The 12,906-nt window shown below is 69.4% G+C and carries 12 protein-coding genes, 1 tRNA gene and 1 pseudogene; 6 read left to right on the top strand and 8 right to left on the bottom strand.

All coding sequences use genetic code 11. From position 1 onward, the window contains the following. Positions 1 to 178 precede the first annotated feature (178 nt). From ACFUN8_RS02945 to ACFUN8_RS02955, 3 genes are read left to right on the top strand one after another with little or no spacing between them, the layout of a single operon-like run. Positions 179 to 865, top strand: a complete 687-nt coding sequence (locus ACFUN8_RS02945; protein ID WP_383630488.1) for a HemK2/MTQ2 family protein methyltransferase — start codon at positions 179 to 181, stop codon at positions 863 to 865. Then, complete coding sequence (locus tag ACFUN8_RS02950) at positions 846 to 1,115, top strand: CDGSH iron-sulfur domain-containing protein (RefSeq protein ID WP_383630490.1); 270 nt, start codon at positions 846 to 848, stop codon at positions 1,113 to 1,115. The genes ACFUN8_RS02945 and ACFUN8_RS02950 overlap by 20 nt, the downstream gene beginning before the upstream one ends. Next, complete coding sequence (locus tag ACFUN8_RS02955) at positions 1,112 to 2,134, top strand: iron-containing redox enzyme family protein (protein ID WP_383630492.1); 1,023 nt, start codon at positions 1,112 to 1,114, stop codon at positions 2,132 to 2,134. The genes ACFUN8_RS02950 and ACFUN8_RS02955 overlap by 4 nt, the downstream gene beginning before the upstream one ends. A gap of 290 nt (positions 2,135 to 2,424) precedes the next feature. Here the strand turns inward: ACFUN8_RS02955 and ACFUN8_RS02960 are convergent. Then, positions 2,425 to 2,643, bottom strand: a pseudogene (locus tag ACFUN8_RS02960) (leucine zipper domain-containing protein); the annotation flags it as partial. 298 nt (positions 2,644 to 2,941) lie between these two features. Between ACFUN8_RS02960 and ACFUN8_RS02965 the strand changes: the two are divergent. After that, entirely contained in the window at positions 2,942 to 3,406 is a 465-nt protein-coding gene (locus ACFUN8_RS02965) for a PH domain-containing protein (RefSeq protein ID WP_383630494.1), read from the top strand. On the opposite strand, the gene ACFUN8_RS02970 is transcribed toward ACFUN8_RS02965, so the two are convergent. Together ACFUN8_RS02970 and ACFUN8_RS02975 are read right to left on the bottom strand one after the other, a co-directional pair. Further along, positions 3,289 to 4,062: a DUF2945 domain-containing protein gene (locus ACFUN8_RS02970; RefSeq protein ID WP_383630564.1), complete on the bottom strand. Its 774-nt coding sequence runs from the start codon at positions 4,060 to 4,062 to the stop codon at positions 3,289 to 3,291. The genes ACFUN8_RS02965 and ACFUN8_RS02970 overlap by 118 nt on opposite strands. Then, a tRNA-Ser gene (locus tag ACFUN8_RS02975) sits at positions 4,030 to 4,116 on the bottom strand. Before ACFUN8_RS02975 ends, ACFUN8_RS02970 begins: the two co-directional genes overlap by 33 nt. Before the next feature lie 512 nt (positions 4,117 to 4,628). On the opposite strand from ACFUN8_RS02975, the gene ACFUN8_RS02980 reads away from it, so the two are divergent. Continuing rightward, on the top strand, positions 4,629 to 6,074 hold the full coding sequence (locus ACFUN8_RS02980; RefSeq protein WP_383630496.1) for an FG-GAP and VCBS repeat-containing protein: 1,446 nt from the start codon (positions 4,629 to 4,631) through the stop codon (positions 6,072 to 6,074). 244 nt (positions 6,075 to 6,318) lie between these two features. Here ACFUN8_RS02980 and ACFUN8_RS02985 read toward each other — a convergent pair whose 3' ends face one another. The 5 genes from ACFUN8_RS02985 to ACFUN8_RS03005 all read right to left on the bottom strand — a co-directional run bounded on the left by ACFUN8_RS02985 (position 6,319) and on the right by ACFUN8_RS03005 (position 11,083). Further along, the gene (locus ACFUN8_RS02985) at positions 6,319 to 7,869 is read right to left on the bottom strand and encodes a pentapeptide repeat-containing protein (RefSeq protein WP_383630498.1); all 1,551 of its coding nucleotides are present in this window, start codon (positions 7,867 to 7,869) and stop codon (positions 6,319 to 6,321) included. Positions 7,870 to 8,149: 280 nt separating this feature from the next. After that, positions 8,150 to 8,683 (bottom strand): TetR/AcrR family transcriptional regulator, encoded by a 534-nt coding sequence (locus ACFUN8_RS02990; protein WP_383630566.1) that lies wholly within the window; start codon positions 8,681 to 8,683, stop codon positions 8,150 to 8,152. 22 nt (positions 8,684 to 8,705) lie between these two features. Next, positions 8,706 to 9,542, bottom strand: a complete 837-nt coding sequence (locus tag ACFUN8_RS02995; protein WP_383630500.1) for an alpha/beta fold hydrolase — start codon at positions 9,540 to 9,542, stop codon at positions 8,706 to 8,708. A gap of 99 nt (positions 9,543 to 9,641) precedes the next feature. Beyond that, the gene (locus tag ACFUN8_RS03000) at positions 9,642 to 10,241 is read right to left on the bottom strand and encodes a dihydrofolate reductase family protein (RefSeq protein WP_383630502.1); all 600 of its coding nucleotides are present in this window, start codon (positions 10,239 to 10,241) and stop codon (positions 9,642 to 9,644) included. Further along, entirely contained in the window at positions 10,238 to 11,083 is an 846-nt protein-coding gene (locus ACFUN8_RS03005) for a metalloregulator ArsR/SmtB family transcription factor (RefSeq protein ID WP_383630504.1), read from the bottom strand. The genes ACFUN8_RS03000 and ACFUN8_RS03005 overlap by 4 nt, the downstream gene beginning before the upstream one ends. A 232-nt stretch (positions 11,084 to 11,315) precedes the next feature. Between ACFUN8_RS03005 and ACFUN8_RS03010 the strand changes: the two genes are divergently transcribed. Beyond that, positions 11,316 to 12,896 carry a family 43 glycosylhydrolase gene (locus tag ACFUN8_RS03010; protein ID WP_383630506.1) on the top strand — a complete coding sequence of 527 codons (1,581 nt, stop codon included), beginning with the start codon at positions 11,316 to 11,318 and terminating at the stop codon, positions 12,894 to 12,896. Positions 12,897 to 12,906 lie beyond the last annotated feature (10 nt).

The following is a 12,906-nucleotide window of genomic DNA, read 5'->3' on the forward strand; positions in this document are numbered from 1 at the left end:
TGGAGGGCGGTGACGGCTGTGACGTGTGCGCCCCGTGGTTGTGCGCTCCCCGTCCGGGACGGGACCGGAGCCTGGTTCCCACCACGGTCCGACCGGTGGTTCCCACGGGTCCGACCGGTGGTTTCCACGGCGCCGGAGGCTCGGACACCGCGGGACCGCAGAGGGATGAGGTGAGTCGATGATCGGTCTGATCAGTACCTACGGCCAGGGCGGTCGTGTGATGCTGCCCCGCGGCGTCTACGCCCCCCAGGGAGACTCACTGCTGCTGCGTGACGCCCTCGACAGGGAGGAGGTCGGCACGGGGACGGCCGTCCTGGACGTGGGGACCGGCTCGGGCTTCCTCGCCCTCGCCGCGGCGCGACGGGGCGCGCGGGTGACCGCTGTGGACCGTACCCGCCGTGCCGTTCTCACCACCCGCCTGAACGCGGCAGTCGCCGGGCTGCGGGTCGAGGCCGTCCGTGGCGATCTCCTGGCCCCCACCGTCGGCAGACGGTTCCATCTCATCCTCAGCAACCCGCCGTACGTACCCGCGCCCGACCCCGCCCTGCCGCTTCGAGGCGCCGCCAGGGCATGGGACGCGGGCCACGACGGACGCCTGCTCATCGACCGGCTCTGCGACACGGCGGCCGGGTCGCTCCACCCCGGCGGGGCACTGCTCCTCGTTCACTCGGCGCTGTGCGGGGTACCCGCGACCCTGGACCGCCTGAAGCGCGGGGGCCTGTCGGCCGAGGTGACGGATCGCCGCACCGTGCCCTTCGGCCCCGTACTGGCTTCCCGAAGAGAGTGGCTGTTGGACCATGGGCTGATCCTGCCCGGTGACGACAAGGAAGAGCTGGTGATCATCCGTGCCGAACGCAGCCGGTGACAGGCCCTGCCGCATCACCCCCACACGGGACGGGCCCCTCCTCGTCGAGGGCCCTGTCGAGGTGACCCTGGATGACGGAAGCACGGTGCGGTCGGACCGGTTCACCGTGGCCCTGTGCGCCTGCCGGCGCAGCCGGACCTACCCCTGGTGCGACACCAGCCACCGCCGCCGAGCCAGGGGATCCGGGGCGCGGGATGGGGTCGGGCCAGGCACACGTGTGAATGAAGCGAGCGAGGAGATCCCGGAGTGAAGCCGGCGGAGCTGACCGATGTCCGGCGGCGCGAGCCCGTCCTGCCCACAGGCCGCGGTGAACTCAGCGACGGGGCCCTGCGTGCGCTGCGCGGGCAACCCCCGGGGAAGAACCCCCTGGCGCTGTCCGACGCGGCGGGCCAGGCCGATCCGTACGGGGATGATCTGCATCTCGCGCTGTACCTCTGTTACGAACTGCACTACCGCGGTTTCCAGGGTGTGGACCCCGCCTGGGAGTGGGATCCGGAGCTGCTGAGGCTGCGGGCGGCTCTGGAAACCCGCTTCCTGGACGCGCTGCGCGCGGACACCGAAGACTGTCCCCGCAGCGCCGACGACGCGTTCGACGGGGTTCTGGCCGAGCCGGTGCACGGTACGGGGCTCTCGCACTTCCTCAAGGAAGAGGGGGAGGTGTGGCATCTGCGTGAGTACGCCGCCCAGCGTTCGCTCTATCACCTGAAGGAGGCCGATCCGCACGCGTGGGTGATTCCGCGGCTGCGGGGCAGGGCGAAGGCGGCGATGGTCGCGGTCGAGTTCGACGAATACGGTGGCGGCCACGCGGAGCGCATGCACTCGCGGCTCTTCGCGGATCTGATGACGGACCTCGGCCTGGACACGACGTACGGCCAGTACCTGGACGCGTCCACCGGAGAGATGCTGGCCGTCGTCAACCTGATGTCGATGTTCGGTCTGCACCGCTCGCTCCGGGGCGCTCTGGTGGGACACTTCGCCGCGGTCGAGGTGACCTCCTCCCCCGCCTCCCGTCGGCTGGCCGACGCCATGCGGCGGGCGGACGCCGGAGAGGCGGCCGTGCACTTCTACGCCGAGCACGTGGAGGCCGACGCCGTCCACGAACAGGTCGTGCGCCGCGATGTCGTCGGCGGACTGCTCGACGACGAGCCCTGGCTGGAGCCGGATGTCGCCTTCGGTGTCGCGGCGACCGATCTGCTGGACACCCGCATCGGGGACCGAACCCTTGCCGCCTGGCGCGACGGCCGTTCCAGCCTCCGCGTACCACTCTGACGGACTGCGGGGCCGGAAGCGGCGGGCCCGACACCCCACCCACGGCGCCGTGCTCCTGTCGTACTGATGCCGGTGCGGCCTGTCGGGCCGCCGCTTCCGCCCAGTGGACGGACGAATGGCGGCGAACCCGGCTCCGAAACGCGTTGCCCCAGGGCGGCAACCCGCCGACTGCCGCAGAGACGGTCACCACGCCGAGCCGTCGGCTACCACGGCCCGCGGGGGCGCCGGCCGGCGAATCCTCGGGCCCCGGAGCACGCCGCACCCCGGCCGGCCGCGGTGCGGTGCGGTGCGGTGCGGTGCGGTGATGAATACGGACGGCTGGAACGGTCGTGAAGACCCGCCTCGTCTTCCGCCCGTCAGCGGGCCGTCCACTTGCACGCCGTGGCCCGGGAGATCCCCATCTCGGCCGCCACCTGCGCGACCCGACGGCCCGAGCAGACGCGTTGAGCCAGCAGACGCCCGCCGTGCGCGGTCAGCCGGTCAGCCGGCCGGTCATTGCGGTGGGACACGAAGACCTCCTGGGCGGCGGTTCCTGAACAGCTCCACCACACCGGAGGTCTTCGCCATGATCAAGGCCCACCGGGCTTCCGCCCCCGGGAACACGCTGTTCGATGTGCCACCTCAAGGTGGGCTCGTCGTAAGTCCGTTCGTGGGCGTCGACCACACCGGCCGATGCGGCTCTCGACCGTTCGAGCCATCCCGAGTCTGATCGGATCATGTCTGTTCAGTCGGGCGCGGGGGCTTTACAGTCCCCAATTAGCCGCGGACGGGACCACCGGCGGCAGGGGGAATTACGGGGGCGCTGACATGGGCCGTGAAGTACTGCCGCGCGAGTACCGGTTGAAAGCGGGTCGCATGTGGTTCGCGCTGTTGTGGACAGGCGGGGCCTGCCTCGCCGTGCTCATCGCGCTGGCACAGGGCGGGTTCGCTCCGACCTGGCTGATGCTGCTGCTTACGGCGCTCTCCCTCAGCTTCATGGGCTGGCTGCGGTTCGCTTACCGTCGTGCGAGAACTGTCGTGGACGCCCGGGGGATCGAGATCCGGGGCCTCATCAGGCACGCCCGCTTTCCCTGGACGGACATCCGGGATATCCGAGCCCGCCCCAACCCCGCCGCCGCCCGCAATCGCCTGGCTCCCGCGTACTTCGCGGACATCTATGACCCGAACGGCAAGCGCACCCAACTGCCCTGGATCGACAGCGCGCACGTGGACGTCGTCCGGGAGGTCGATGTCCTGCGTACCGTCTGGGACCAGGCGCGTCGTACTCCCTGACCGCCAGACGACAGACCCTGGGAGTTGTCCTCGGATGTCACACCCACATCAGAAGTACGGTGAGGGTGAGACTGGTTGGCAGGACTCGGCGGCCTTGTCGCAGCGGGTGCGATGCGTCGCCACCAACTGCAAGCCGGTGAAGCAGCGTTCGACGGCGTTGTGCTCTCGACCTCGTACTGAGGATCGTCCTTGGAGGCGTCCACGGTGCGCCCTGCCTCCTCCGTACGCTCGGCGATCTTCTTCTTGACTCTTCCGGGGGCCCTCTGCCCGTGACTGCGCCAGGAGACGCTGTCCTCCTTCTTGCATTCACCGTCTTTCGTCATGAGCCACCAACCTCCTCGCCGCGAAAACGGAGCGCCCTGTTCACGCGCCCTTCCGGTCGACGCTGTACCTCCCGGCGGGTTCAGCCCGAAGAGGCGCAGGCACGCGCCAACTGGAGGCGCGTCCCTCCCCACTACCTTTTTGGCAGCCCAGCAATGGGGCTCCCGGCCAGTTCGAGGACCCCGATCCGGCCTGAATCTGGAGGCGGGATACAGGCGGAACAGAACGAGACGTACACAAACGGAAGGGGTGCCTCCGAATTCGGAGGCACCCCTTCTGATCTGCACAAACCCTGACCTACGCGGTGGGTGTGGGATTTGAACCCACGGTGACATCGCTGCCACGACGGTTTTCAAGACCGTTCCCTTAGGCCGCTCGGGCAACCCACCCACGCCCCGCCCACCAGCGACGGAGCGGGGACAGCCTACCGGCTGTAGCCGGTCCTCCGTGGCGTTGGGCCGTCCCTCGTCCGCGGGCTCAGGAAACGGTCCGTGCATAGGCCCGTTCAGGGCCACGTACGGGTGTCGCGTCGACGTCGAGTAGTGCCAGGGCCCGTCAGCCGCTCGGCTCGGACGTCTCCGTGTCGGGCCGTTCGGTCCGGCTGGTCGTCTCTGTTGCTGTCTCCGTTCAACGATGGGCACCCTCTGCGGGACGCGGGTCGCCGGCGGCCACGGTCAGTGGCTGGCGAGTTGATCACCCAGCCCGACCGACGGGGGCCGTCGGCCGTTCTGTGGGGCCGTACAACCACCGGGGTGCCTCAGCGGTCACACCTGCACCGGGCGACGCGTGTGTAACGGGGTCGGAGGCTTGGCAGGATCTGGTCCCCGCATGTCGTCGGTTCGGACTATCGACTCGGACAGCCGTCACGGCGTCCGGCGTGCCGTAGGAGAAGAAGACACGCATGCAGCAGAACCTTCGCACCATCCTCGCGATCACCGCCTCGGCCGCCCTCGTCAGCGGGCTGCTTCTCGCGGCCGGGGGCACTGCCGTCGCCGCGCCGTCCGGGATGCAGGGCGACTTCAACGGCGACGGTTACCGCGATCTCGCCATCGCCGCGCCCCTCGGGAAGATCAGCGGAAAGGCGAGGGCCGGGTACGTGGCCGTCGTCTACGGCACCAAGAACGGGCTCGACAAGTCCAAGCGCACCATCATCAGCCAGGCCACCACCGGTATTCCGGGAACGCCGGAGACGAGTGACTACTTCGGCGACCGCCTCACCACCGGTGACCTCGACGGGGACGGATACACCGACCTGGTGGTCGGCGTGCACGCCGAGCAGATCGGCGACACCGACTCCTTCGGCGTCCTCACCGTCGTCTGGGGCGGCGCGAGTGGGCTGAAGTCCGCCGTCGACATTTCGGCGCCGCTGCCCAAGTACCGGAACGAACTGGGCTGGGGCCTGGCTTCCGGTGACTTCGACGGGGACGGGCGCACCGACCTGGCCGCCGTCAACATCGCCGCACCCGAGCTGAACATCTTCAAGGGACCTGTCTCCCGGACCGGCAAGGCGGCGGGGCTCGTCGGTATCGACACGTACAGCCAGACCGGTATCAACGCCGACAGGATCGTCGCGGGGAATGTCAACGGCGACGGCGCGACCGACCTCCTGGTCATGGGTCAGGAGGAGAACGGCGACGCGTACCGGACCCGCAGCGTCCTCTACAAGGGAGGCAAGACCGGCCTCAAGGCGTCGAGCAAGGTCGCAGGGGGCTACGACGCCGTCATCTCCGATGTCGACAAGGACGGTTACGGCGACATCGTCACCGGCAACTTCATGGAGAAGTCCACCGACGAACCGAACGGCGGTCTCGGAGGCGCGATCACCGTGACGTACGGCAGCGCCGCCGGGCTGTCCACCCGTACGCCGGTCCGTATCACGCAGGACACCACCGGAGTTCCCGGTACCGCCAAGAAGGGTGACCGGTTCGGCTGGAGTCTGGCCGCGGGTGACACCAACGGCGACGGCTACGCGGACGTCGCGATCGGCGCGCCGAGCGAGGCCACGGGGAGCAAGCGGGCCACGGGGACGGTCACCGTGCTGCGGGGCTCCGCCAAGGGGCTGACCGGCACCGGTTCCAAGAGCTTCACGCAGGACACGACGAGCGTGCCCGGTGCCGCCGAGGCCGAGGATCAGTTCGGCGGCTCCGTCGAACTCACGGACAGCAACAAGGACGGCCGCGCGGACCTGGTGGCCGGCGCCTCCGCCGAGAACGAGGGCGCGGGCTCGGTCTGGCTCTTCAAGTCCGGTACGAGCGGTGTCACCGCGACCGGTTCGACGTCCTTCGGCGCCGCCTCGGTCGGCGGGCCCTCCGGTCTGTCGTACTTCGGCGAGGTCCTCGCCGGATAGTCGCCCCGGCGGCGCACTCGTCGCAGGGCCGGACCCGCCTGCGCGCTGTTGGTTGACACGGTTCCTCGCGTGACGTCGGCTCTCAAGACCTGATTGTGGTCTTGGGAGCCGATGTTGCTGTACGGGGTGGGTGTCGACGTGAATGTCGACGCAGCAGGCGCTCGCCGAGCGGCGAACGGCGAGCGGTGGACCCGCACATCGTTGAGGCCGCCGTCCTCTGCGAAGCCAGGGCCGGAGCGCCGGGTCAGCGTTTGACGCGGTTGCGGACGGCGAGGACCGCCAGGGCCAGGAGGACGGACTCGGTCACGCGGGACACCATCTCGATGTAGGTGCCGGTGGTGGTCAGGTCTTGGCCGGAGGAGCGGAACACCACTGAGTTGAGCGTGACGTTCAGGGCCTTCTCGAAGCGCTCGCCGGTGAACCTGTCCCCTGTGGGGTTGCGGGCATCAGCCTTCTCGATCTCGAAGGTGACCTTTCCTCCACCGGGCGCCACGGTTCCGGTGGCTTCCTGCTTCGGGGAGTCCTGGGGGAGTCCGAAGCCCATGAGCAGCACGATGGTCATGAACATCGCGGCAGTGAGCCAGCCAAGGGTCCGCGAGGCGCGCAGGCCGTAGCCGGACAGCATGCGGTAGCCGTGCAGCAGTCCGCGTTCGGCGCCGGAGGTGCCGGTGGGGTCGTGGCGACGCATCTCCATCTCGCCGTAGTAGAAATCCGCCGCTCCCGGCTCGTTCTTGCTGTCCTCGAACGCCTTGCGCAGCGCCCGGTAGACCGGCGCGAGTTGTGGCGGCCCGGCGTGTCCGGCGCCGAACACCGCCACGTTCCAGCCCCGAACCGCCGTCGGCAGGTTCGCGCGCCAGTGGTGTTCTTCGGCGAGGGCACGGCGCTGGGTGAACCGCACCGGGCGTCGGCGCCACCAGTGCGTGCCGGTTGGGACCTCGTCGAACAAGCAGGCGCCCTCCAGTCGTAACTGGTCCAGATGCACGGTCCCGGCGAACAGGCACCCGGACAGGTCAAGATCGGCCAGGACCAGATGGGCCGCGTCCACCCCGCGCAGCGAGACCAGCCGCACCGTCGCGTCGGGAGCGTCGGCGAAGGGCAGCTCTCGTACTGGCTGCCCGGAGGGGGTTACGAAGGGTTCGGCCTCTGCGGCGATCGTGAGGGGGTATTCGAAGACCGCGTGAGCGAAGTCCACCGTGGCGTAGCGCAGACGCAGTTCGGCGGTGGAAGTCCAGCGGGTCCGCCGGCATTCCACGCGACGCGCGGAGAAAGAGAGAGTTACCGGGCCGTTGAACGTTGCTCCGGATAAATGCACCCTCCCGGCACAGACGAAAGGCCCGAGGCCGGCTGCCCGTTCGAAGACCGCCTGCTCGAACCAGGCGCTGGTCTGGAAGTTCGCCAACTCGAACCAGGCGGCGTCCTCGAAAGTCGCCGACGTGAACCAGGCGTCGCCTTGGAAAGTCACGGACTCGAACCGCGCGGGCCCCTGGAAGGTCGCCGATTCGAACCGCGCGGCTCCGAAGCGGGGGCGTCCGGTGGCGGGGTCGAGGAGAGCGGCAAGGAGGGCGGTAAGGAGGGTTGGGGTGAAGGGGGTGCCGCGGTGGTCGATGTCGCTGCCGGCGGTCAGGGCCTCCAAGTAGACGTCGCGGTCGGTGTCGGCCAGGTGGGCGAGGCATGCGGTGCGGCCGGGGACGTGGACGCCGCGGCAGCCGACGGGCTCCTCCGGGGTGGCACCGCGGCCGCAGTACGACCAGTCAGGAGGAGTTGGGGACGGGGCGGAGTGTGGGGGGTGTGCCATACCCCGAAGACGATCGAGCACGGCCGAATAGTTGCCGACCCGGTCTCCCGAATTCCGCGTTGAATTCGGGAGCCGCGGCACTGAGATTCTTCCGACCGGTCGGAAAGTGAAGGAGGGTTGCGCGATTCGTGAAGGGTGAGTGGCCGCGCGCCACTGTCGCTTGACAGGCGCGTTTTTGTATTTGACCCGCTTCAGGATTGCTTTTGATCTTACGGTTCTCGTCGGGCCCGACTCGGCGCGGAGAAATAATGGAGTAGGCGACGCCAACACGCCGGTGGTCTCACATGGCGCGCAGGCCCCGGTCGGTGAAGGTGATCAGCCACTCGAAGCTCTCGTCGATGTCGGCGCTCCACTGGAAGCCGTTGGCCGCCTGCAATGTGGCGAAGCCGTGGCAGAGGCTGCGGAGCATGCGCAGGGCGTGGTCCACGTCGGGTTCGGCAATCTCGTAGCCGCGCAGGACCGCCACGAACGCGTCGAGGAGGCGCCGACTCGCCGTGGCCAGGGGGTCGTCCGGGCCGGACGGTTCCACGCCGATCGTCGCGGCGTACCGGCCGGGGTGGTCAACGACGAAGGCGCGGAAGGCGCGGGCCGCAGCCGCCAGGGCGTCGCGGCCCGCGTAGCCCTGGACCGCGACGCCGACCGCGTCGGCGGCCTCGCTCAAGGCCAGGGCCGCGATGCGCCGGTTGAGGTCTTCCTGGCCGCCCACGTGCTTGTACAGGGACGGAGTACGTACGCCCACCCGCTCGGCCAGCAGACCCATCGTCAGGTTGGCGAGGCCCACCTCGTCGGCGAGGGTGGCGCCGGCCGCGACCACGGCCGCCGGGTCCAGGCCAGCCCTAGGCACGGGCGGTGTCCGTGTGGAGGAAGGCGAGCATCAGCGAAACCACCTGGTCGGGGAACTGGTCGTGCGGGTAGTGCCCGGCGCCGTCGATCATCTCAAGGCGACCGAGGCCGGACGGCAGGGCGTCGATGATCGCCGAACCCTCGGCGTGCGGGTCTGCCCAGTCGGGATCGAGGGTGCCCATCACGACCAGGACCGGGCAGCGGACGTTGCCGAGCTGCGCGCCGGCGTCGGTCGGGGCGCTGCGGCCCATGCTCTGCATGGCCTTCATCCGGCCCGGCTCGCGCAGCAGGGAGTCGATACGGCCCAGCCGCTCGGCCCAGTCGGCGGGCTTCGTACCGGGGTAGGCCACGTCGAGGTACGAGCGCCAGAGCCGCAGGCTCCCGAACGTGCCCGCGCCGAGCAGCCGCAGCATGCCCTGCCGGAAGCGCTTCACCCGCAGGTCGCCGAGGCCGATCGACTGCTTGCGGGTGAACGGCGCCAACTCGACGACCGCGGTGATCAACGAGGGCTCCCGCGCCGCGGCGATGGTGGCGGCGCCGCCGGAGACCGAGTGGCCGACGAGCACGGCCGGGCCGCCGAGGTGGCGGACCAGGGCGAGCAGGTCGCCCGCGATGTCGGTGCGGCTCCAGGCCGGCCAGCCGACGCTGGATTCGCCGCAGCCGCGCAGATCGACGGCGGCGACCCGATAGCCCGCCGCCACCAGCGGCGGGACGACCGCACGGTACGCGGCGCGGCTGTCCCCCATGCCGTGCGCGAGAACGATCAGCGGGCCGGACCCCGCCACCTCGTAAGCGATCGTGCCGCCGTCGACGGCGAGGTACTCGGTCATGGCATCTCCCAGTAGCTAAGTGCGTTAGCCACAAGCTAATCACATTAACTTGACTCGTCAAGGCCGGCCCTCCGCCACGGTCTGCCGCGGTCTGCCGCGTCAGCGGGCCCGGTCGTAGACCACGGCGATCTCGCCCAGTTCACCGACCTCCTGGCGTATGAGCTGCCACTCCGTTCCCGGCAGGCCGTCCTCGAACAGTCGCTCACCGCCCCCGGCAACCTCGGGGCAGATCAGGAGATACAGCCGGTCGACCAGGTCAGCGGCGAGGAGCGCCTTGATGACGCTCGCGCTGCTGTTGACGAGGATGTCGCCCTCGCCCGTGGCCTTGAGCTCGGCGACGACATCGGCGGCCGGCGCGTTCACCACGCGGGTGCGTTCCCACGGGGCCTCGGTCAAGGTGGTCGACAGAACCACCTTCTCCGTGTCGACCAGCCACTTCGCGTATCCGCGATCACGCGGATCGGCGTTCTCGTCCTCGGCGACCGTCGGCCAGAACCCCAGGAATCCCTCGGCGTTGAGCCGGCCGAGCAGCGCCGTCGTCGCGCCCTCCCAGATACGGGTGAGATGGTCCCGCGCGACCTCGGTGGTCGCGTAGCGGACGATCGCCCCCATGTCGCCCGGCCCGCCGGGGCCGTTGTAACGCCCGTCGAGAGTGAGGGCGATGTTCGCGGTCACCTTGCGTGCGGTCGAGTTGGTCATCGCTGTACTTCCTCTTCGTTCTCGTTGATGTGAACGGCGCCGGCGAGATTGCTGAGACTCTGGCCGAAGCCGATCTCGATGCCCGCGATGAAGTCCGCGGAGTCGACGGTGCTGTCGGTGATCCGGTAGCGGACGTCGAGGTCCGTGCCGGTGCCGTCGGCGGTGGGCCGGAGGCCGAAGTCGACGTGCGAGGTGAAGGCGTCGCCGCCGTCGGGGAGTTGCGGGGAGAGCCGGTACGCGAGGCGTTCACCGGGGCGTACGTCATCGACCACGCCCTTCCCGCGCCCGGCGACCAGGTCGGAGCCGTCGGTGTCCTCGACGTCGCGGTACTCCAGGACGATCCGCCCGCCGGGGCGCGCCTCGAAGATCAGCTCGGAGACGCGGAGGTCGTCGGGCGTCCACCACCTGGCGAGCAGGGTGGGCTCGGTCAGATGACGCCAGACCAGCTCGGGGGCGACCGTCAGCGACCGGTGGAAGCTGAACGAACGGCCGTCGGCCCACCCCGACTCCTCGGCCGCCCGGCGCTCCGTGTCGAGGCTGCGCCCGTAGTGGTCGTACGTCACGCGCAGGCCACCGGCCTGGTCCGAGATGTCGGCGAGCCGGCCGAGCGCGGTCGCGAGGTCCCGCAGGGGAGCGGACCGCAGCGCGTAGATACGGCGCTGGCCGGTGCGCTGGGAGGTCACAACACCGGCGCGCTCCAAGGTCTGGAGGTGCTTGGTCGTCTGCGGCTGGCGCGCCTCGGCGAGTTGCGCGAGAACACCCACCGGGCGGGGGCACTCCGCCAGGAGGCTTATGAGCCGCCAGCGGGCCGGGTCAGCCAGTGCGGCGAGGAGTTCGTCCATGCGGGCAAGTATTCACCACCAAGAATATTCGTGTCAAGGAATATCTCGGATCCCGCTGGAGGAGGAGGGCGGCGCCCGCGCATCAGGGCGACGCCCACGTATTGACGGCTCCTCAGCCCTACGCGCAGCATTGACGGAACCTGTACGTTCCTGTTGCTTGCTGTGCGGGAATGTTCTCCCGCGATCGATGTTCGTGCCGTGCTGCTGACCCCCACCTGCGGAGCTGCCGACGATGAACGCTCGAATGCTCAGGTTCCACGCGAAGGCCATGGCCGCACTCCTCGCCGGCTGCCTGCTCGCCACGTTCGCACCCGGCGCCGCCGTCGCGGTGCCCGATCACCTGACCGCGACCGCAGCCGCCACCGCGACCGACGGCGCGACCGACAGCGCGACCGCGGCCGCGGCCGTTGGCGCGGTCGGCCCCGCCGGGTCAGGTAATCCGTTCGTCGACGGGTGGTACGCGGACCCGGACGTCGCCGTGTACGACGACACCTACTGGGCGTACCCGACCACCTCAAGGGCGTACGAGGAACAGACCTTCCTCGACGCCTTCTCGTCGACCGACATGGTCAACTGGACCAAGCACAGCAATGTGCTGACGACGGACGCCATCTCCTGGGCCGAGTACGCCGTGTGGGCACCCGCACCGGTCGAACGCGACGGCAAGTACTACCTGTTCTTCGCCGCCAACGACATCCAGAACGACTCCAGCCTCGGCGGTATCGGCGTCGCGGTGGCGGACAGGCCGGAAGGCCCGTACTCCGACGCCATCGGCCGCCCCCTGATCGGGCAGTTCCACAACGGCGCCCAGCCCATCGACCAGGACGTCTTCATCGACGACGACGGTCAGGCGTACATGTACTACGGAGGCTGGGGACACGCGAACGTCGTCAAGCTCAACGACGACATGACCAGCCTCGGTACCTTCGCCGACGGCAGTACGTACAAGGAGATCACGCCCGCGGACTACGTCGAGGGCTCCCAGATGTTCAAGCGCGACGGCATGTACTACCTGATGTGGTCCGAGGGCGGGTGGACAGGTCCGGACTACTCGGTCTCGTACGCCATGTCCGACTCACCGACCGGCCCCTTCGTCAAGATCGAGAAGGTGCTCGCCCAGGACCCGGCGGTCGCCAAGGGTTCCGGTCACAACGCCGTCGTCAACGTGCCCGGCACGGACATCTGGTACATCGTCTACCACCGCAGGCCGCTCAGCGAGAGCGCCGGCAACAACCGCCAACTCGCCCACGACCGGATGTACTTCAACGCCGACGGCACGATCCGCCCCGTGGAGATGCAGGTCGAGGACAACTTCGCCGACGGCAACGCCCTGGGCTGGAAGACCTACGGCGGATCGTGGTCGGCAGGCGACGGTCGCTATCGCGCGGACAGTTCCCCGGGCGGCAAGGCGCTGCTCGACACCGACTTCGCCGACCTCACCTACGACGCCGACGTCACGGTCACCTCGGGCGACGGTGACGCGGGCCTGATCTTCCGCGCCACGCGGCCGTCGGTCGGAGTCGACAACTACACCGGCTACTACGCGGGGATCAGCACGACCGGCAAGGTGGTGCTCGGCCGGGTGAACGACTCCTGGACACCGCTGGCGTCCACCGACGCGTCCCTTCCCGCGAGGTCGACCCATCGGCTCCGGATCTCGGCCGTGGGCTCCGCGATCAAGGTGTACGTGGACGACATGGCCACGCCCAAGATCTCGGTGACCGACGACACGTACCGCAGCGGAGCCACCGGGATACGGGTCTTCAACACCGCCGCGGACTTCGACAACGTGTCTGTCGACAAGGCCGGGTGAGCCGGGGAGC

The organism is Streptomyces sp. NPDC057307 (genome assembly GCF_042667665.1).
Taxonomy (GTDB): domain Bacteria; phylum Actinomycetota; class Actinomycetes; order Streptomycetales; family Streptomycetaceae; genus Streptomyces.

Excerpts from the sequence above, each read along its gene's own strand:
- ACFUN8_RS02985 (WP_383630498.1), bottom strand. The coding sequence starts at position 7,869 with ATGGCACACCCCCCACACTCCGCCCCGTCCCCAACTCCTCCTGACTGG.
- ACFUN8_RS02995 (WP_383630500.1), bottom strand. The coding sequence starts at position 9,542 with ATGACCGAGTACCTCGCCGTCGACGGCGGCACGATCGCTTACGAGGTG.
- ACFUN8_RS03010 (WP_383630506.1), top strand. The coding sequence starts at position 11,316 with ATGAACGCTCGAATGCTCAGGTTCCACGCGAAGGCCATGGCCGCACTC.
- ACFUN8_RS02945 (WP_383630488.1), top strand. The coding sequence starts at position 179 with ATGATCGGTCTGATCAGTACCTACGGCCAGGGCGGTCGTGTGATGCTG.
- ACFUN8_RS03000 (WP_383630502.1), bottom strand. The coding sequence starts at position 10,241 with ATGACCAACTCGACCGCACGCAAGGTGACCGCGAACATCGCCCTCACT.
- ACFUN8_RS03005 (WP_383630504.1), bottom strand. The coding sequence starts at position 11,083 with ATGGACGAACTCCTCGCCGCACTGGCTGACCCGGCCCGCTGGCGGCTC.
- ACFUN8_RS02970 (WP_383630564.1), bottom strand. The coding sequence starts at position 4,062 with ATGTCACCGTGGGTTCAAATCCCACACCCACCGCGTAGGTCAGGGTTT.
- ACFUN8_RS02965 (WP_383630494.1), top strand. The coding sequence starts at position 2,942 with ATGGGCCGTGAAGTACTGCCGCGCGAGTACCGGTTGAAAGCGGGTCGC.
- ACFUN8_RS02980 (WP_383630496.1), top strand. The coding sequence starts at position 4,629 with ATGCAGCAGAACCTTCGCACCATCCTCGCGATCACCGCCTCGGCCGCC.